This is a genomic window from Luteimonas sp. A277 (assembly GCF_054052045.1).
The window spans coordinates 189196-210535 of the sequence record NZ_JBSVRG010000007.1 but is presented as its reverse complement, the minus strand read 5'-3'; the positions used below and the strand labels follow the sequence as shown (position 1 = coordinate 210535).

The following is a 21340-nucleotide window of genomic DNA, read 5'->3' as shown; positions in this document are numbered from 1 at the left end:
CTACAACACCTCCGACGGCCTGGACTTCTACCACATGGATGGCGCCCCGGGCACCAGCGTGACCCTGCGCCGGGTGTACGCGGCTGGCAACGCCGGCAACCAGGTCAAGATCACCGGCAATTCAACGGTTGAAAACTCGGTCCTGGTCGGTCACTGCACCTACTTCAAGGGCAAGTTCAACATGGCCGACGGTGATATCTGCCGCGCCTACGGCGCCACCGTGCTGCTGGTGCTCAACGGCGGCCACACCGCCACCCTGCGCCACAACACCCTGGCCGGCGAAGGCGATGGCAACATCACCTACAACAGCGGCAACTCCTCCGACCGGATCGACATCCGCAACAACGTCGTGGTCGGCTTCCCGTACTTCGTCAACGGCTCCAAGCGCGCCTTCAACGCGGGCAAGGCCCCCGGCACGCTGAACATCTCCGGCAACATCGGCTGGAACCTGTCCTCGTGCCCGAGCGGTGTCAGCTGTGCGGACCCCAAGCTCACCAACATGACCCTGGCGAACTTCGACGCCGAGCCGCGCTCCGGCAGCCCGGTGATCGACAAGGCACCGATGATCAGTGCCGTCACCACCGACTTCCTGGGCGGCAAGCGTCCGGTTGGCTCCGCCAACGACATCGGCGCCTATGAGTACGGTGCCGCGGCGGACTCAGCGACCCCGACCCCGACTCCGACCCCGACTCCGACTCCGACGCCTGATCCGGCCCCGAGCTGCACCCGCCAGGCGGCTACCGTCAGCATCGCGGGACCCTCGAGCGGGGCGGCAGCAGGCAGCAAGATCAACTACACCGTATCCGTCCGTAACAATGACCCCGCCGACTGCTTCAACGGCAAGACCTTTTTCCTGGCCGATACCGTGCCCAGCGGCTGGAGCGCCGCACTCGGTGCCAGCAGTGCCTACATCAACACCGGCGAAACCTTCACCACGACGCTGGGCGTGACCTCGCCTTCCAGCGCCAAGGCCGGCAACTACGGGATCGCCATCGGTGCGAGCACCACCATCGCAGCACATGCGGGCAATGGTTCCGCGACCTACACGGTCATCGATGCGGCCCCGACCTGCGAGCGCAAGGCTCCGACTGTCAGCGTTGCCGGACCTTCGACGGCGACGGCGGCGGGCAGCACGGTCACCTACACCGTAACCGCGCGTAACAATGATCCCGCCTCCTGCTTCAACGGCAAGACCTTCTTCCTTGCCGATACCCTGCCCAGCGGCTGGAACGGCTCACTCGGTGCCAGCAGCGCCTACATCAACGCTGGCGACACCTACAGCACGACGCTGCGCGTGACCTCGCCTTCCAGCGCCGAGGCCGGCACCTACGGAGTCGGTGCGGGCGTGAGCAGCACCATCGGTGCCATCCACTCCGCCAATGGCTCGGCTACCTACCGGATCGCCGACACGGCCACGAGCTGCGCGCGCCGCGAGCCGACCGTGACGCTGAGCGGCTTGTCCTCCGGCCGGGCCGGCCGCACGGTCAGGTACACGGTGTCGATCCGCAACAACGACGACCGCTGCAATACTGCGCAGACGTTCCAGATCGGGCACTCCGTTCCGTCCGGCTGGAGTGGCTCACTGAACGCAAACAGCGCACGCATTGCCCCCGGCAGGACGTATCGCACCAGGCTGGAAGTAGCTTCGCCCTCCAACGCCCGATCCGGACGCTATGGCATCTCCGCGAACGTGAAGAGCGGCGCGGGCGATGTCCACAACAGCAACGCTTCAGTCACCTACACCATCCGGTAATTGCGTCCTGCGGCGTGCCGTGGCCCGCGCCAGGAGCGCGAGCGCGGCCTGCCGCAGGTCCGGATCCAGGACCAGCACAGGCAAGGCATACAGGGGCACGAACAGTGCCCCTGCTACCGCCAGGCGTGCCCACGCCCCCTGCACTCCAAACAGGTCGGCACCCTGGGCAACGGACACCAGCAACGTCCCAAGGGCTATCGCCACCGCCAGCGTGCGGGCGGCGGGCAGTTGCACCAACCCCTTTGGACACCAGATGAATCGCGCCGTGCTCATGGCCGCGTAACTGATCGCGACGGACCACGCGGCGCCCATGTATCCCATGCGTGGGATCAGGATGAAGTTCATTACCACGCTGACGGCCGCGGTACCGACGGTGATCATCAACACCGGCATCGTGCGGCGCTTGAGCAGCATGCCGAAGTTGGAAATGCAGAGTAGGGAATGCGCCGCCACCGCGATCCCGAGCACCACGAACACCTCACCGGACGCGGCTTTGGACGGCCCGCTCAGCGCCACGATCAGGTCCTCTCCCGTCACCAGCACCATCGCGATGATGGCCACCACGGCGTAGGTCATGGGCACCAGGACCTGCTTTTTCAGCGCGCGAACGGCTTTGTTGCCGCCAGTCTCATAGGCCCTGTTGGCCACCGGGACAAACGCCTCCGACAGCGTCGTATCGATGAACAGGTTCACCTGCAGAGCCAACGCCATTCCAATGGTGTAGATACCCACGACGGCGAAGTCATCGGTGATCGCCCTGAGCATCACGCGATCGACGTTGCTGAAAATGGCGTAGGCAAGCTCGTGCCCCATCAGCGGCAGGCCGTAGACCAGCGCACCGCGGAAGGCCTCGGTGTCGATCGCCTCACGCGCGAACCGGACATTGCGGCGCAGCCAGTGCATCAGCCACGCCAGCAGCAGGACCGTCGCAACAAGCTTGCCGCCGTACACCGCCAGAGCGCTCTGCTGCACCAGGATGACAGCGCCCAGTACCAGCACCAGCTCCAGCATGCGGCCGATGATGCGCGTGACCATGACGACGTCCGAGCGCTCGCCCGCCCGCATCACCGATTGCACGATGGCGCTCGCCGCCAGCATCGGCGTAATTGCCACCACGCACCACAGCACGGGACTGAAGCTTCTGCCGCTCCAGCCGCTCCACAGCAACATCCCCACGATAGCCACCGCGCACAGCGTCGCCGACATCACCAGCGGCAACAGGACGACATTGGTGCCGAATGTCCGCATGCGCCCGGGATCGCCGTAGGGGTACAGGCGCACGATCGCGTGTTGCGAACCCAGCTTCGCAAGTGCGACCCCGACCAGCATGAAGGTTTCGTAGTACCGCAGGATCCCGAACTCGGTGTTGTCGAGCATCCGGGTGAGGATCGGAAAGGAAATGAACCCCGCCAGCAGCACCAGCGCGTTGGACACCGAGTAGCGCAGGTAATGGGTGCCCAGCCCCGGCGGTTTCCGCAGCAAGCCGGCTGGCTGCGTGATCGCTGCGGTGGCCTTGTCCGGGGGGCTGCCCATGGCGCTCAGCTGCATCCCGCCAAATCACCATCGAACAGGCGAAGCCGGGCGGAGCCGGCCGGCGGGCGGCCGGCGACATCCAGCACTTCGCAGTCCCCACCGGCGCTGTAGGTATGACAGCCATGCAGCGCCGGCCCCCAATCAGGAGTCAGCCGCGACAGCTCGCGCTCGCGATACACCTGTGGCCCGAGCTCAAGCACTTCATTGAACACCACGGCACTGCCGTAGTTCGGCCCGCAGTCCTGGGACGGCCTGATCAGACGACCCTGGTGGTGGAACAGGCGGCCCGCCATCCTGGCCCGCCTCACATCGCACACAAGCGGACTCGCGGGATGTGGCCTGAACGGCCCCTCCAGGCTTGCAGCTACGAACAGGAACAGGTCGTCGCTGGTGCCGTCACCGCTCTCGGCCACGTTGAGGAACAGGTACCAGTGGCCATCGTGATGGTGCAGCACCGGATCCACGCAGGACCAGCCTGTCACCAGATCGCGTATTCGGACCCACTGCAGGGGGAACTCCACGGCCCGGTAAAGGCTCGCCCTCCTGGCGTAGCCGGACTCCACGGTCATGTACCACTGTCCCTGCCAAGCAAATACCTGCGGAAACGACAGGTGGCCCGGCTCCCTGAGCGCCGTTCCGAGCCGGCAGGCACCCCCGTCGACCAGCTCCACGCAGGCAATGAAGGCCTTGTTGGTTGCCAGGTCCATCTCTTCGACGAATACGATCGTCCGCGGCCCGTCGGTCACTACGCAGGGGTCGGCCCACCAGCCCTCCGATGCCTCCAGGATGGCGTGCGTACCGATCACCGGGGCGTCGGGATCGAGCGGGTCCTGGTTGGTGCGAACGACCAGTGCCCAGCCCTGGTAGTTGAAACGCCTTGCCAGCGAACGGACCTTGGCCAGGGACGTCGACAGGAGCAGGCGCAGCCCTTCGCCTGGCCGGGTCGCCACGCGCGACGACAGCTTCAACGTCGCCGGCTGGCGCTCCGGCCAACCCTCCATGTTCGAGGAGCTGGTGCTGGTGCTGGTGCTAGTGCTGGTGCCAGTGGCGGAGGCAGCCCGCAGGAGCCCGCGCAGCAGGAGCTGGGGCAGCTTTGCAAATGCATCGTCGCGGGTCATCAGGAACGAAGGCACCCGGGTCCTGCCCGAACTCCCCGCCAGGACGGCGTCCGTCCCGGCTGCGCCCTGCAGCACCAGCTCAACCCGCGTCGCCGCGTCACCCCGCAGCACCGATCCGACCAGGCTCAGACCCGCGTAACGGGGATCGGTGAGGCTGGCGTCCAGATGCCAGCAGCCAAGGCGAGCCATTGGAGCAAGGCTGGATGCCCATGCCTGCGGTCCGGCCAGGAGCACCACATCGGGAGACAGTGTTTCCACCTGCTCCAGCAGACGCTCCAGCGCGCCTTCGCCGCGGTGTTTGGGCTGCTCGCGGGAAATCACTTCCGGATCGAGGCTTGCGTTGGCATTCCGATGCAGGGTGCGCTCCACGGCCAGGAACAGGCGCATGTCGAGGCCGACGTCTCCAAACGCGGGCAACGGCACGTCCAGGCCGGACACCACGACAAGGTCCACCCAACCGGTGCGCACCGCCAGGTCACGGAACGCGCGCAGCCAGCCGGGGACGCTCGTCGGCGCCGCCAGCACCACCCGCAACGGCCTGCCCGGATCCCTGGACGCCGAATACAGCGGGGTGACCGCCACGGCTTCGCGATTCACGGCTCCACTCCTGCCGCCAACCCGACCATCCATTGATCGATCGTCGCGATCAGCCGGTCACGCTGGATCCTTCCGAAGTAGGTGTGATCGCTTTCCGGCCAGTAATGCATCACCACGCGCGGGTCACTGGCCAGCGGACCGAACGTCCAGGCGAACTGGCGCGGATGCAGGAAACGGTCCTCGTAGCCTCCGCTGAAGATGAAAAGCAGTCGGGCATCCCGCTGCAACAGCTGCTCGAACTCGCGCCGCGCCCGCGCGCGGTCCGGCCAGGTCCGGAAATCCCCGGAGTCCAGGCCGGCACCGCCCCGCATGCGTGACTGCAGCTTCCGTGCGAACGAAGGCCACTCGGCTGGCAGGCGCCGCAGCAACCCGATCATTCGCGCCCACGCGTACCACGGCCCGGCAAAGCAGATGCCATCGAGCAGCAGCAGCGCCGATACCCGCGAATCCAGGCTTGCCACCTCCCAGCCTGTATCCGCGGCGCTGCAGACCCCGCCCACCGCGAAAGTGCGGCACCCATGGCGCGATTCCAGCGCATCCATGGCGGCACGCGTTGCTCCCACGGCGTCGCATCCGGCCAGCCGTGGCGCTTCTCCCACGCCCGGAATGTCGTAGCGGAAGCTGCGGATGCCGCTGGCGGCCAGCCGCTCGGCCAGCTCCACGTGCAAACGGAAGGGGCCGGCGCGTGGTTGCAGTCCTGCGCTGGGCAGGAGCAGCGTGGGTCCGCTTCCATGCGCACCTGCCAGCACCCCCGTCAACCGGTCGTCCGGGCCGAACTGCACGAGCACGTTCGACGCCGTCCCGGTTGCGGGCCGCTCGCTGCAATACGCCACGTTCATATCCATGGCGTCGCGCATATCGCTGAACCCAGCCCGCGCACCAGCTCACGCATCGGCGGCGTCATGAACAGCGTGCCGGCCATCGACGGCCCACCCTCCAACCTCGGCGCCGATGCTGGCAGGGGCACGACCCGCTCGACCTGCACCGGTGACGGCAGATCTTCCTCGCGCGCCACCGCCCACATCCGGGAGCGGTCCACCGGCAAGCCCGCATCCAGCCGCGCCCGCGCCAGGTCATGGCGCAGGCGTGGCGAAACCATGAAACCCATCAGCTGACCGTCGGGGGCGTCGCCCGGGCGGGATACGCCCGGGCGCGGAGGCGGCTGGGTCGCCCTTGTCTCAGCGTCGGCCTGCACCAATCGTTTCAGCCAGCGGGCGCCATCGGGTAGCGCATCCCAGAGGACGACAAGGTCTGCCGCCCCGCCCCGTGCCAGCCAGTTGTGCACAACCAGCGCCGCCCCACTCCAGGCCACCAGCACCACCCGTCGCGCGCCGGTCCGCGCGCGCAGTGCGGCAGTGGCCAGGTCCAGGTCGCAGCGCATGGACTGGAAATCCACTTCATCACCGCGGCCGCAGGAGTCCCCGGTGCCAAGGAAGTCAAAGCGCAGCGAAGGCAGACCCAACTCCGCCAGCTCACTGGCCACTTCGGCAATGAAACGGCGGCTGCGCGGCTGCTCGTCCAGCAACGGAGGCACCAGCACCACCCCCACCGGCGGCACGCCCGGCACCGGGTGCAGGGCGGCGTACAGCGGCCGCGCGGGCGACCCGAGCCAGAATGGCTCCCAGTTCCCGTTACTCATTGCGTCCCCCTCCCCACCTGATCATCCATCGCGTAGCCGTTCGCCCCGCCGCCATCACTGCGGCGAGTCCGCCGTGCGCTTGAAAAGGCGCCGCACGCTGTTGCCTATCCGCGCCCGGAAACCGGACGCCTTTTCGGCCCCGTCCGCGGACATCGGAAGTCCCTCCGCAACCTGCGCCAGGGTTTCGGCCCCCAGCCGGATCAGCTTGATCCGCACGCCCGTTTCCCGCTCGACGCGGTTCGCCATCTGCACTGCCAGCATGGAGTGGCCTCCCAGGTCGAAGAAGTTGTCCTCCGGGCCGGCGGACATTCCCAACAGGCGCGACCAGACTTCAGACAGGTAGAGCACGCGCGGATCGGTCACCCCGGCCACTTCCCGCGGCGCCTGGACGGCATGTGCTGACGGTACCGGCAGCGCATTGCGATCGACCTTCCCGTTCGGAAGCAGCGGCAGGGCAGCGAGCGCGACGAAGTGCTGCGGCACCATGTAGGCGGGAAGCAGGCCACGCAGATGGCTGCGCAGCGCATCGTCCTCAATCCCAGCACCGGTGGCCGCGACCACATAGGCCACCAGCCGCTCGTCACCTGGCCGATCCTCGCGCACCATCACCAGAGCACGGGCCACCTCGTTGCGGGCCACAAGCAGGGTCTCGATCTCGCCCGGCTCGATCCGGTGGCCGCGCAGCTTGACCTGGAAATCCAGCCGCCCTTCGTGCCTGAGTACGCCATCGTGGCGCCAGCGCCCGCGGTCGCCGGTGCGGTAGAGCAGCGCTGGAAGCGTGGACCCATTGAACCGCGCCACGCCCGGGAACGGGTTGGGAATGAAGCGCTCGGCGTTGAGCTCCGGGCGGTCGTGATAGCCCAGGCTCATCCCGGCTCCACCGATGTGGATCTCGCCGGGCACTCCGGGCGCACAGGGCCGGTCGCGTGCATCAAGCACCCACACCGTGGTGTTGTCGATCGGGCGGCCGATGTGGATATCCAGTGCGCCACCGCGTTCGGGCGCCTGCACCCGGGCGCAGGTGGACCAGACCGTGGTTTCGGTCGGGCCGTACATGTTCCACAGCTCGACGCCCTGGGCCAGCAGCTGCCGCGCCAGGTCCTCCGGCAGCGGCTCACCGCCGCACAGTGCCTTCAAACCCGGGCGCGCCCGCCACCCTGTCTCCAGCAGCAGCCGCCAGACCGACGGCGTGCCCTGCAGGAGCGTGGCCTGGCTGGCATCCAGCAGACGTGCCAGCGCCGCGCCGTCGAAGAGCTGTTCGCGCGTGGCCAGGACGATGCTCGCACCGGCGGCCAACGGCAGGAACAGCTCCAGCACTGCAATGTCGAAAGACGTGGTTGTCGCCGCCAGCAGCCGGTCGGAAGGCACGATGCCCGGCTCGCGCTGCATGCTGCGCAGGAAGTTCACCACGGCCCCATGGGGCACGCTCACGCCTTTGGGCTTTCCGGTCGACCCGGAGGTGTAGATCACGTAGGCCGGCGCATCGGGCCCCACCTCCGGGAAGACGGCGGGTGTCGCTGACGCGATCTGCGCACCATCGGCGTCCAGCAGCAGCTGCTGCTCCCGCGGCCACTGCAGCGGCGCCGCCAGGTCGCCTTTGCTGACCACCAGCTTCAAGTCGGCATCCTCGGCCATGAAGCGCAAGCGGTCCGGCGGATAGGCGGGGTCCAGCGGCACATAGGCGGCGCCGGCCAGCAGCACCCCGATCATGCCCGCGACCAGATCGACGTCGCGATCCAGGCACACGCCCACCAGGTCGCCGCTGGTGACGCCGCGCGCCGCCAGCGCCGAAGCGATGCGCTCGCTGCGCGCCTGCAGCTGCGAGCAGGTCGTCACCTGGCCTTCGAAATGGATCGAAGCGGCCGTTGGCGTGGCGCGCAGCTGCGCCATGACCATCGCGTGGACGCTGGCCGGCGGCTGCAGGGGCACGCTGGTCGCGTTCCATTCCTCCAGCGCACGGCGATCTTCCGCCCCCAGGCAGTCGATATCGCCCACGGCGATCTCCGGCCCGGCATGCACCGAGGCCAGCAGCGCTTCGAACCCGCGGCGCATGCTCGCGGCGGACTCTGGAACGATGATGTCGGCGTTGTAGTTCAGGGTGGCCACCAGCCCGCGTCCATCGGCCTGGCACCACAGCGCCAGGTCGGTGGTGGCGGAGGTGTGTGGCCGCTGGAGCGGCTCGCTGGCCAGCGTGCCCCAGGCAGGCGCAGGGCCGGCCTCCTGGAACGAGAACACGGCCTGGTAGATCGGGCTGCGACCAGGGTCACGCCGCAGCCCCAGTTCTCTCATCAGGTCTTCCAGGGCAACATCCGGATTGGCGAAAGCATCCAGCGCGGCGCGGCGCACCTGTTTGAGCAGCTCCAGGAACGGCATCTCCGGATCGACGCGCACCCTGACCGGCAGGATGTTGACGAAGAACCCCATGACACGGTCCATTGCTTCGGAGAGGTGGCCTCGTACCGGCACGCCGACCACGAGGTCCTGCTGGCCGGTCATGCGGTGCAGCCAGGCGAAGTACGCCGCCAGCAGGGTCATGAACAGGCTGGCGTCGGCGCTCGCGCCGACCTCGCGCAGCCGCGCCAGCGACGGTGCGTCGAGTCGAACGGGCTCGGAGCCACCGCGCCCAGTCGGCACGGAGGGCCGCGGGCGATCCTCGGGGAGCTGCAGCGGTGCGAGCTCCCCGGACAGCGACTCCTTCCAGAACGCCAGCTGCCTGCGCGCCTCCGCACCCTCCGCCCGCGCCAGGTGCCAGTGGACGAAGTCCACATAGCTGCGTTCCAGCTCCGGCAGGTCCGCAGTCCGTCCTTCGCTCAGGGCCGCGTACAGCGCGGCAAGTTCCGCGCCGAACAGGTTCTGCGACACGCCGTCCCAGATGGCGTGGTGAACCATGAAGAAGAACACATGCGTTTGCGCGTCAAGCCGGTACAGGCGGGCGCGGAACAACGGTGCCTTGTCCAAGGCGATGGGCTGCGTGGACAGCTCCGCCATCCGACGCGTGGCTTCGCTGCGGACATCCTCGGGCGGCAACATGGACAGGTCTTCCACCGGCAAGGACACCGCCACGTGCTCAAGCACGCGCTGCACCACCACCCCGTCCGTGTCCTCCAGTTGCGTGCGCAGCGTCGGCTGGCGACGAACCACTTCAGCCAATGCCGACTGCAGCGCCTGGGCGTCCAGGCGCCCACTCAGGCGCCAGGCAGAGTTGATGGTGTAAGCCACCCGGTCCGGCAGGATCTGCTCCTGGACCCACACGCGCTGCTGCATCCGTGACAGCGGAGCCAGCGACTGGTCCGCCTGGCGGGGAATCTCCTCCGGGTCCAGCTCGCCGCCGCGGGCGACCATGGCCAGTTTCGCCAGCTGCTCCACCGTGGAAGCCTTGAACAGGGCACCCAGCGGCAGTTGCACCTGGAGCTCCCGCCTGATGCGCCCCAACAGCCGCGCACCCAGCAGCGAATGCCCGCCGAGGGCGAAGAAATCGACATCAACGTCGACGCGCGGAACGCCCAGCACGTCCGCCATGATCGCAGCGATGCGCTGCTCGAATTCGCTGCGCGTCTGCGGCTGTGAACCACCTGTCACCTGGCCATCGATGTGGATGGCTGCGGTCGCCGCTTCCAGCGGTTCACTGGCGGCGTTCAATCCTTGCGGCCCACCATCCGCCGCACCCACGCAGTCGACCTTGCCGACGGGGGTCTCCGGCCCGGTGTGTACCGACGCCAGCAGCGCCTCGAACCCGCGGCGCATGCGCGCGGCCGACCCCGGGGCGATGATGTCGGCGTTGTAGTTCAGGGTGGCCACCAGCCCGCGCCCATCAGCCTGGCACCACAGCGCCAGGTCGGTGGTGGCGGAAGTGTGCGGCAACTTCATCCGTTCGCAGGTCAGCGCTCCCCAAGCGGGTTCGTGGCCGGCCTCCTGGAAAGAGAACAACGCCTGGTAGATCGTGCTGCGGCTTGGGTCGCGCGGCAGGCCCAGCTCCCTCACCAGGTCCTCCAGGGCGAGATCCGGATTGGCGAAGCAATCGAGCACCGCGCGGCGCACGTGTTTGAGCAGCTCCACGAACGGCATGTCCGGATCGACGCGCACCCTGACCGGCAGGATGTTGACGAAGAAGCCCATGACGCGGTCCATCGCCTCGGACACGTGCCCGCGCACCGGCACGCCGACCAGGAGGTCCTGCTGGCCGGTCATGCGATGCAGCCAGGTGAAGTACGCCGCAAGCAGGGTCATGAACAGGCTGGCGTCGGCGCCCGCCCCCACCTCACGCAGACGGGCCAGCGACGGAGCGTCGAGTCGAACCGGCTCCGAGCCGCCGCGCCCGGTCGGCACGGACGGCCGCGGGAGATCCTCGGGCAGCTGCAGCGGTGCCCGCTCCCCGGACAGCGACTCCTTCCAGAACGCGAGCTGCCTGCGCGCCTCGGGGGATTCCGCCCGCGCCAGGTGCCAGTGGACGAAGTCCACGTAGCTGCGTTCCAGCTCCGGAAGATCCGCGTCCCGCCCTTCGCTCATGGCCGCATACACGGCCGCCAGCTCCGCGCAAAACAGATTCCGCGACACGCCGTCCCAGATGGCATGGTGCACCATGAAGAAGAATACGTGCGTCCGCGCACCCAGCCGGAACAGTCGGGCACGGAACAGCGGAGCTTGATCCAGGGCGATGGGCAGCGTGGACAGTTCAACCATCCGCCGCGTGGCCTCGGCCTCGATGTCGGCGGGCGGCAGGCTGGACAGGTCCTCCAGTGGCAGGACCACCTTCATCTGCTCGAGGACACGCTGCACCTCCCCGTCGTCGCACTCGCTCACCTCCGTACGCAGCGTCGGCTGGCGCCGCACTACTTCGGCCAGCGCCGACTCCAGCGCGCGCACGTCCAGCGGCCCGGTCAGACGCAGGGCGGTGGTGATGGTGAAAGCCGCCTGGCCGGGAAGAAGCTGCTCCTGCACCCACACGCGCTGCTGCATCCTCGACAGGGGCGCCTGTGACTGGTCCGGCTGGCGGGCAATCTCCTCGCGCTCCACGTGCGGGTTTCCGCCCGCCTCGACCTGTTCCGCGAGCCGCTCGGTGGTGGATGCCGCGAACAGCGCGTCAAGTGACAGCTGTACCCCGAACTCCCGCCCGATGCGGGCCAGCAGCCGCGCGCCCAGCAGCGAATGTCCGCCAAGGGCGAAGAAATCGTCTTCCACATCGACTGAGGGCACCCCCAGCACGCCGGCCATGATCGCGGCGATACGCTCCTCGGCTTCGCTGCGCGGCTTGCGCGAGGGGGTCGCACTCGTCGACGGGGCCAGCGGCGCGGGCAGCGCACCGCGGTCGATCTTGCCATTGGGGAGCAGCGGCATTTCGGCCACTGTGACCAGATGCTGCGGCACCATGTAGTCCGGCACCTGCTGGCGCAGGTACGCCATGCAGGCTGCTACGCCGATCACCGCGCCGGCCTGCGCCACCATGTAAGCGACCAGGCGCACGTCACCCGGACGGTCTTCCCGCGCCACCGCGGTCACCCGCGCTACGCCGGGGCATTGGGCCAGGACTGCCTCCACTTCACCCAGTTCGATCCGGTGGCCGCGGATCTTGACCTGGAAATCAAGCCGACCGAGGTGTTCGAGCCGCCCGTCGGCGCGCCAGCGGCCGAGATCACCGGTGCGGTAAAGCAGGCCCGGGCCTGCCCCCATGTCGGTGCTGAAACGGTCGGTGACGAAGCGATCGGCGGTCAGCTCGGGACGGTCCAGGTAACCCAGCGTCACCCCCTCGCCGCCAATGGCGATCTCACCAGCCACGCCGGCGGGACAGAGTCCGCCACGTGGATCCAGCATCCAGATACGCGTGTTCGCAATCGGGTGTCCGATGCCGACGTCGGGCCTGCCACCCGCATCCGATGCAGGCAGGATCCGGGCGACGGTCGACCACACCGTGGTTTCGGTCGGGCCGTAGAGATTCCACAGCTCACCGCATCGCGAAAGCAGCTGCGTGGCGAGCTCCGGCTGCAGCGGTTCGCCACCGCACAGCGCCTTGAATCCCGGCGCGCCCTGCCAACCGGCTTCCAGCAGCATCTGCCAGGTCGAAGGCGTGCCCTGCAGCACCGTGGCGGCACTGCTGGCGAGCAACCCGGCCAGCGCGAAACCGTCGGCCCCGGTCAGTTCATCGGCCAGTACGATCGTCGCGCCCACGCCAAGCGGCAGCAACAGCTCCAGCACGGCGATGTCGAAAGACAGCGTGGTCACCGCAAGCAGCCGGTCGTCGGCGCACAGCCCGGGCTCGTGCCGCATGCTGACCAGGAAGTTGGAAACCGCACGATGCGGCACCTGCACGCCCTTCGGCCGGCCAGTGGTCCCCGAGGTGTAGATCACGTAGGCGGGCCCCTCCGGCTCCGCGGCGCCTGCATCGCGGCCCAGGCGGGTACCGGGGGCTGCGCCGAGCGCCGTCTCCAATTCATCCAGCACCAGCACCGGTCGGCCTTGCAGGTCGAAGACGCTCGCGTGCTCACGCGTGGTCAGCAGCGCTGCCAGGCCGGCATCGGCCGCCATATAGGCCAGCCGTTCATGCGGGAATCCCGGGTCCAGGGGAACGTAGCCGGCGCCCGCCTTGAGCGTCCCGAGCAGCGCAGCCAGCATGTCGAACCCGCGATCCACCGCCAGGCCCACCAGCGCGCCGCGGCGCACGCCGTGGCTTCGCAGCAGGTGGGCAATGCGGTTCGATCGCTCTTCCAGCTCTGCATAGCTGAAACTGGAGGCACCGAAGCTGACCGCGATCCGGTCGGGTGACCGGTCGCACTGCAGCTCGAAATACTCGTGCATCAGCCGGTCGCGTTCGAACGGAACCGGGACCGGCTGCAAAGCTGCCTGCTCCGCCTGCTCCACTGCATCCACCAGCGGCAGGTCGCCGAACTCGACGGACTGCTGATCCACTGCCGCGCGCAGCAGTGCTTCGTAGGCGCGCAGCCAGCGGCGCACGGTGCCCTCGTCGTACAGGTCGCGGTTGTACTGGCACTCCAGGCGCAGGCCGTCACCGACCCGGGCTGCGTTCACGAACAGCTCGAGCGCCTCGAAACTGCGTGGATTGTGCCCAGCCTCGATCGCCAGACCCGGGAAAGCATCCTTCTCCTTCTCGTACGCCTGCTCCAGATTGAACATGACGCTGACCAGCGGCACCCGCGACGGATCGCGGGCGATGCGCAGCTTGCTGAGCAGCGTGCCGAACGTGCAGCGCCGATGCTCCATGGCATCGAGCAGGTGTGCCTGGGAGTCCTCCACCAGGTCGGGGAATGGTTTGGACGGATCGACATCGAACCGCAGCGGCAGCGTGTTCACGCAGTGCCCGACCAGGCTCTCGTGTCCTTCCGCAGGCTGCCCCGCGGCCGGGATCGCAATGACGATGTCCGACTGGCCCGACAGCCTCGACAGCAGCCCGGAGAGCCCTGCCAGCAGCGTCGCGAACAGGCTGGCACCGCGGCTGGCGCCCATGCTCCGCACGGCATCCAGCAACGCCTCGTCGATCGTGTGGTCCACGCGCGCGGAAACAAAGCTGCGCCGCGCCGGCCGCACGCGGTCGGCCGGCAGGTCGAGCGGCGCCGGCGGCGTCTGGAAGCGCGACAGCCAATACGCCTCGTCCGCGCTGTCGAGGCTCTCGCGGGTCCGCGTGGCTTCGTTCCTGGCGTAGTCCAGGAAGCTGGCCGGCTCTGGCAGTGCCTCGCTCGGCTCGCCCAGCTGGCGCCGGTACAGCACGCCCAGCTCACGCACCACCAACCCCCACGACCAGCCATCGCAGATGACGTGGTGCGCAGCCAGCAACAGCAGGTGTTCGCCGTCCTCCAGCTGCAGCAGCTCCGCGCGGAACAGGGGGCCGGCATCAAGCTCGTATGTCTCCTCGGCCGCCAGGCGCACGCGCTCCTGGAGCCGGGCCTCACGCGTCTCGTTGTCCAGAGCCGTAAGGTCGATGATCTTCAGGTCGATCCCGGCGTCGTCGAGCACGTGCAGGGTCTGCCCATCGGTGGACAGGCGGGAGCGCAGCGCATCGTGCCGTGCAACCAGATCCTTCAATGCGGATCGCAGCGCCTGCACGTCGAGCCGCCCGCGCATGCGCAACGACATAGACAGGTTGAAGGCGAGCGCCCCCTCCCGTCCCATCTCACCCGCCAGCCAGATTTCCTGCTGCGATGCCGTCGTCGGCGCCTCCGTTGCGGCAGGCCCGTCATCCGGCCCGGCTTCGGCCGGCCGGGGACCCTGGGGCAACGACTCTGTGGCCGGCAGTTCCCGGTCAAGCCACGCCGCCAGGCGCTCCAGGGATCCGGACTCGCCCATCAACTGCCGGAACGTCACTGGCACGTCGAAAGTGCCCTGCAGCTTCCTTGCCACCTGGGTCAGCATCAGGCTGTCCAGGCCGAGCTCGACGAAGCTGGTGGAATTGTCCTCGATGTCGATTTCCATGCCCAGGAACCCGCCGAACAGGGTCCTGAGCTGCGCCAGCAGCCGTGCCTGGCGATCGGCGTATTCCATTTGCCCGGCAGCGCCTTCCTGGGCCATGACCGCTTCGGCCGGAGTATCCACTGCCCTGGCGATCACCGGCGCTGCCTGCGCCTGGCGGTGATCCACAGCCACTGCGGGTGCGGCTTCCACCCAGAAGCGCTTGCGCTCGAACGGATAGGTCGGCAGGCGAAGGCGGTGGCGGACATTGCGACGATCGAACATGCCCGGGTCCAGGTCCACGCCCTGTGCCCACAGCTGTCCGGCCGCCAGGCGAAACGAGGAGATCTCGTTCGCCGGGGAATCAGCCAGCGACGCCACCGTCGTAGCCCCCTGCTGCTGCAGGGCCGGATGTTGTCGCGACAGGGACGTGAGGGTGGTGCGCGTGCCAACCTCGAGCAGTACGCGGCCGGGCGTTTCCAGCACCCGGCCCAGCGCCGTGGCGAAGCGGACCGGCTCCAGCAGGTGGCGCGCCCAGTATTCCGGGGAATTGGCCGTGTCGGCATCCAGCCACTCGCCGGTGGCCGTGGACACCAGCGGCAGCATGGGGGCCGAACGCTGGATCGCCTCGATCTCGGCCAGCAGCGGCGCGACCACCGGCTCCATCATCTTCGAGTGGAACGCGTGCGATGTCTGCAGCATGCGGCAGGCCACGCCTTCCGCGTCCAGCTGCGCCTTCAGCCGCTCAACCTCCTCCGTCGGACCGGATGCCACGCTGGCTCCCGGCGCGTTTTCCGCCGCCAGCGACAGCCCGGGTGGCAGGCGCGCCAGCAGCTCGTCACTGGCCATCCTCACCGTCAGCATCCCGCCCGTCGGCTGGGCCTGCATCAGCGCCCCGCGCAGCGCCACCAGGCGCAGCGCGTCGGGCAGTGAAAACACCCCGGCAAGGGTTGCCGCGACCAGCTCGCCAAAGCTGTGGCCGATCATCGCCACCGGCTCCAGACCGCGCTCCATCCACAGCCGCGCCAGCGCGTACTCCATCGAGAAGATGGCCGGCTGCATCACTCCAGTCGGCAGCAGGGCCGCCGGATCGTCTCCGAACACCAGCGCGCGCAGGTCCAAGCCGCGCCCGGTGCTCAGGCCTTCGACACACTGGTCGAAAGCTGCGGCGAACCCGGGCTCGGCCTGGTAGAGGGCACGCCCCATGCCGGCGTAATGGGATCCCTGGCCAGGGAACATGAACACCACCTCACGATGCCTGGCCGGCCTGCTGCGCCTGATGGTGGTAGCCAGCTCCGGGCTGCGCAACGCGGCAGCCGCTGCCGTTGCCTCCGACGCCACGACCACGGCGCGGTGCGCGAACGCCTTGCGCCCGGCCGCCAGGGTCCAGGCCACGTCGGCGAGGTTGATGTCCTTTGCACTTTCCAGGAAGTCCGCCAGCTGCGTGGCGGCGGTGCCCAGCGCAGCGGGTGAGCGGGCCGACAGCACCAGCAGCTGGGGGCCTTCGCCCGGCTCGGATGCCGGGAGCACGGGCGCCTGTTCCAGCACCACGTGCGCATTGGTGCCACCGACGCCGAATGAGCTCACGCCCGCCCGCAGCGGTCCGTCCGCGTCGCTCCATTCGCTCATGGCGGCGTTGACCACGAACGGCGTCGCGGGGAAATCGATGGCGGGGTTGGGATGTTCAAAGTGCAGGCTGGGCGGGAGCCTGCGTTCTGCCAGCGACAGCGCGGTCTTGATCACGCCCGCGGCGCCGGCGGCGATCACCAGGTGCCCGAAATTGCTCTTGACCGAACCGATCCTGCAGAAGCCGTTATCGGCGGTTCCACGACGGAACGCTTTCACCAGCCCTTCGATCTCGATCGGGTCGCCCATCGGGGTCGCGGTGCCGTGCGCCTCCAGGTAGCTGATGTCGCGCGGCGACACCCCCGCCCTGGCGTGAGCCATCGCAATCACCGCGGCCTGGCCGTCGCTGCTTGGCGCGGTAAAGCTGGCCTTGCCGCCCCCATCGTTGTTGACTGCACCACCCTTGATCACCGCATAGACGGGGTTGCCGTCCCTGATCGCGTCGGAGAGCCGCTTCAGCAGCACCACCGCGGCGCCATCGCTGAACACGGTTCCCTTGGCCGCAGCGTCGAACGTGCGGGTGTGGCCATCGGGGGACAGCATTGCCCCGTCCTGGTAGATGTGCCCGCTGCGCGGAGGACACACCACCGAACTGCCGCCGGCCAGGGCCATGTCGCACGCGCCCGCGCGCAGGCTGTCCATCGCCTGGCAGATCGCCACCAGCGAAGTCGAGCAGGCGGTGTACATGCTGATCGCGGGCCCGGTGAGATTCAGCTTGTGGGCAACGCGGGTGGCGATGTAATCCTTCTCGTTGGCCAGCGTGACCTGGTAGGTCCCGACCTCGTCCACCAGTTCCGGATGCGCGGCCACATGCCGCCGCAGGTAAGTCGAATGGTAAGTGCCGGCGAACACGCCCACCGGCACGGTGGAGGCATCGGGTATTTCCCCACCGCGCTCCATGCACTCCCAGCACAGCTCCAGGAAGATCCGGTGCTGCGGGTCCATCAGCTCGGCTTCGCGCGGACTGATGCCGAAAAAAGCGGCATCAAACTGCTCCACGTCTTCGATGATCCCGCGCGCGGTCACGTAGGACGGATGCATTCGATCGGCCAGCGCAACGGACGGGTCAAGCTCGTCGGGGGCAAAGACGGTGATCGAATCGCGCCCGGCACACAGGTTGTCCCAGAACGCCTCCACATCGGCGGCGCCGGGGAAACGCCCCGCCATCGCGATGATGGCCACCGGCTCGTGTGCCGGCCCCGTCTGTCCGGCAGCGCCCGGCGCATCGCGACGCGCACCGGCGAAGCGACGCTGGCCAACGTCCGTCGCCGCTCCCTGCACCAGCGCAGCGGCAAATGATGCCGGGGTCGGATGCGCGTAGATCAGGGTCGCCGGCAGTGGCCTTTCGGCGTGCTGCTGCAGGCGCCCGAGCAGTTGAACGGCCAACATCGAATTGCCGCCAAGGTCGAAGAAGTTGTCGTGCCGCCCGGCCCGCTCGATGCACAGGACAGCCGCGAACGCCGCGCACACCTGCTGTTCCCGCGCTCCGACCGGGGGCGCGTATGCCACCGCCAGATCGGGCCGTGAACTGCCCGGGGCCGGCAGTGCGGCACGGTCCAGCTTTCCATTCACCGACAGCGGCATCCGCTCCAGGGCGATACACAGGTCCGGGACCATGTACGCAGGCAGGCTGCCGGCCAGCAGCGAGCGCAGGCCGACCGGCGTGACCTCTTCGCCGGCAGCCGCCGCACGCAGTACGTAGTAGCCCACCAGCCGCACGTCGCCCGGCCGGTCCTCGCGCGCCACCACCACCGCCTCGCGGACGCCGGGGCATTCGCGCATGTGCGCTTCTATCTCGCCGGGCTCGACGCGGTTGCCGCGGATCTTGACCTGGAAGTCCCTCCTGCCGGCAAACCGGTAGTTGCCATCCGGCATGAGCTGGGCAAGATCCCCCGTGCGATAGAGCAGGTCGTCGGGGCCGTTGCCGTACGGATTGCGGAGGAACGCCGCTGCGGTCAACCCCGGCTCGTTGCAATAACCCAGGCTCCGGTAGGGCGTGCTGATGAACGTTTCGCCGATTTCCCCCGGTGGGCAGTGCTCCAGGTTTCCGTCCAGCAACAGCGCCTGGGCGCCGGGGATCGGCTTGCCGATCGGGACGAACGTGCCATCGACCGGAGTCGCCGGCAGCCGGTGGAAAAACTTTGCCAGGGTGGTTTCGGTGGGTCCGTACAGATTGACCAGGCGGATCCGTTCACCAAACAGGGCGATCCAGTTATTGGCGTCGGCAGGCGCCAGGCTCTCGCCCGCCAGCAGCACCAGCTTGAGTGCCGGGAAGCTCTCCGGAGAAAGGTCGGCGGCCAGCAGGATGCGGAATACCGAAGGGACACAGTGGACCAGGGTGATCCGCTCCCGTTGGATCCAGTCCGCCAGTTCCACCGGCGCTGGCAGGCGCCCGGCCGGGGGAATGCATACGGTGCCGCCGCTGCAAAGCGCGGCAAACACGTCACGCAGGTACACGTCGAATGCAGGCCCGCTCAGCTGGCTGATGCGTGAGCCGGGCCCCAGCTTGAACTCGCCGATCTCCCACTCGATAAAGTGGGCAAGTCCACGGATCCTTCCCACGATCCCCTTGGGCCGGCCGGTGGAGCCGGAGGTGAAGTAGACGTAGCAGGGATCGTCGGGCTGGGTCGACACGGATTCCGCCTGCCGGGCGCAGGCAGATGGCTGCAGAACCTCGACCGGCTGCCCGGCAAACTGCCCGGCCAGCAAACCGTCCGTGTCCATGGAAACGATGGTGCCCACGCGGTGGGCCTGCATCAGCCCGGCGGCAACCGGAGCGGTGGCGGCCTCCAGGATCAGCCACTGCGCGCGCATGGTGCCCAGCATGTCGAGCAGGCGGCGCTCAGACCAGGTGGCATCAAGTGAGGCGAAGACGCATCCGGCCTTCAGGCAGCCCAAAGTGGCAATGATCTGCTCAAGCGGATTGTCCAGCAGGATGGCAACAATGGTGCCCTTCGGCGCGCCACCGCTGATCAGCGCGTTGGCCACCTGGTTGGAGCGTTCGTCCAGCTCGCGGTAGCTGGTGTCGGCCGATCGCCAGGAAACAGCGGGCGCGGTGGGGTCCGCGTCGACCGCCGCATGGAAAAGCCCAAGTACGTTCCCGGCATTGCTCACGTCTACCCTCCTGTCCAAGCTCAAACGCCGGCCACTGGCCACAGCGGCCAACGTCGTGCGGTACATGCCGTGCTGCGCCGACGCGCCGGCCCGCTCACCGCGCACCCTTGCGGAACAGCACGACTTCCACCGTCTGCAGCAGGATCATCAGATCGAACACCAGCCGCTGGTTCTTGACGTAATAGAGGTCGAAGGTGAGCTTCTCCTCGGCGTCGCGGACGGATGCACCGTAGGGATAGCGCAGCTGTGCCCAGCCGGTCAGCCCCGGCTTCACGCAGTGGCGAACGCCGTAATAGCGGATCTGCTCGGCGAGCATGTCTACGAACTGCGGGCGCTCCGGCCTGGGCCCGACGAAGCTCATGTCACCGCGCAGCACGTTGAACAACTGGGGCAGTTCGTCGAGCCGCGTGGTGCGGATGAAGCGGCCCAGGCGCGTGCTGCGATCGTCGTCCTTGGAAGCCCACCGCGCGACACCATCACCTTCGGCGTCCAGCCGCATGCTGCGGAACTTCACCAGCTCAAAGCAGTGGCCGTTCTCGCCGACGCGCGTTTGCCGGTACAGCACCGGGCTCCCGGACTCCAGCCGGATCGCGAGCGCCACCAGCAACATCGCCGGCCAGGCGGCCAGCAGCAGGGCAACGGCGGCAGTGACGTCGAATATCCGCTTTGTCAGCCGCCGCGCCGCGGTATGGTCAAACCCCCCGGAGAACACCAGCCAGGAAGGGTCCGCCACGTTCGCGTTGACCACCCCGGCCTCACGTTCGAAAAGGGTCGACAGATCCAACACGACGACACCGCTCTGTGCGCAGCCCAGCAGCTGCGGCATTGGCAACCCGCCGCGGCGCTCGTCCGGGGCCACCACCACTTCATCCACACGCAGTGCGCTGGCCAGCTCCAGGATCCCGTCTGGCGCCTCGATCAACAATTCCGGTGCAACCGCGGTCACCTGGCCGGGGACCGGGACGAAGCCGACCACGACGAACGACTGCCGGTCGCTGTCGCGCCGCAGCCTGCTGTTGATAAGGTCGGCATTCCTGCCCGCGCCGTATACCAGGACCCTGCGCTTGAAGGCAGTGCTGCCAAAATACCGCCGCGTGATCACGCGCAGCCCCACGACAGCCCACAGGCCCAACAACAGCGCTATCGCGAGGATGCCGGGCTCGATCCAGGTGGCTGCCACCAGCTGATGCAGCACGAACAGCCCAATGGCTGCGGCTGCGAATGACAGGAGCAGCCGGAATACGAAATCACCGCGGCCGTGGCGGGCGTGCACCTGGTACAGCCCGAATGCGGCCATCGCCCCGGTCACGAACAGGAGTACCGGCAGGATCCGGATGGTTGCCTCGCCGAAGGAGGTTGCCGGGCCCATGAACCGGGTGATCTCCGGCAACTCCGCTTCCACGGCTGCTGCGGTAAAGAGACCGGGCAGTTCCGCTGCCACGGCTACCGCAGCGACAAGGGCCAGCATTTCCGCCAGCCACAGCGTCCGGAACGCCCGCACCTTGCGACTTTCCGCAGTCGCGCCCATGAGCCGCCTCCGCCAGTTCTCCGTACGATTGAGAGGTC

7 protein-coding genes are annotated in these 21340 nt (G+C 68.1%); 1 reads left to right on the top strand and 6 read right to left on the bottom strand.

Annotated elements, in window-relative coordinates:
• On the top strand, nt 1-1753 hold a 1753-nt coding region (locus ACW7G2_RS08980), incomplete at its 5' end, for an NEW3 domain-containing protein (RefSeq protein WP_456974883.1).
• On the opposite strand, the gene ACW7G2_RS08975 is transcribed toward ACW7G2_RS08980, so the two are convergent.
• From ACW7G2_RS08975 to ACW7G2_RS08950, 6 genes are all read right to left on the bottom strand, one after another.
• On the bottom strand, nt 1730-3301 hold the full coding sequence (locus tag ACW7G2_RS08975; protein WP_456974881.1) for an oligosaccharide flippase family protein: 1572 nt from the start codon (nt 3299-3301) through the stop codon (nt 1730-1732). The two genes, ACW7G2_RS08980 and ACW7G2_RS08975, sit on opposite strands and share 24 nt — an antisense overlap.
• Nucleotides 3292-5001 (bottom strand): glucosamine inositolphosphorylceramide transferase family protein, encoded by a 1710-nt coding sequence (locus ACW7G2_RS08970; protein ID WP_456974879.1) that lies wholly within the window; start codon nt 4999-5001, stop codon nt 3292-3294. The genes ACW7G2_RS08975 and ACW7G2_RS08970 overlap by 10 nt, the downstream gene beginning before the upstream one ends.
• Nucleotides 4998-5846 carry a hypothetical protein gene (locus ACW7G2_RS08965; RefSeq protein WP_456974877.1) on the bottom strand — a complete coding sequence of 283 codons (849 nt, stop codon included), beginning with the start codon at nt 5844-5846 and terminating at the stop codon, nt 4998-5000. The genes ACW7G2_RS08970 and ACW7G2_RS08965 overlap by 4 nt, the downstream gene beginning before the upstream one ends.
• The gene (locus ACW7G2_RS08960) at nt 5837-6640 is read right to left on the bottom strand and encodes a hypothetical protein (RefSeq protein ID WP_456974875.1); all 804 of its coding nucleotides are present in this window, start codon (nt 6638-6640) and stop codon (nt 5837-5839) included. The genes ACW7G2_RS08965 and ACW7G2_RS08960 overlap by 10 nt, the downstream gene beginning before the upstream one ends.
• Nucleotides 6641-6694: 54 nt before the next feature.
• A complete protein-coding gene (locus tag ACW7G2_RS08955; protein WP_456974873.1) occupies nt 6695-19774 on the bottom strand; it encodes an amino acid adenylation domain-containing protein in 13080 nt (4359 codons plus the stop codon).
• 94 nt (nt 19775-19868) lie between these two features.
• On the bottom strand, nt 19869-21302 hold the full coding sequence (locus ACW7G2_RS08950) for a TIGR03013 family XrtA/PEP-CTERM system glycosyltransferase (protein ID WP_456974871.1): 1434 nt from the start codon (nt 21300-21302) through the stop codon (nt 19869-19871).
• Nucleotides 21303-21340: the final 38 nt, after the last annotated feature.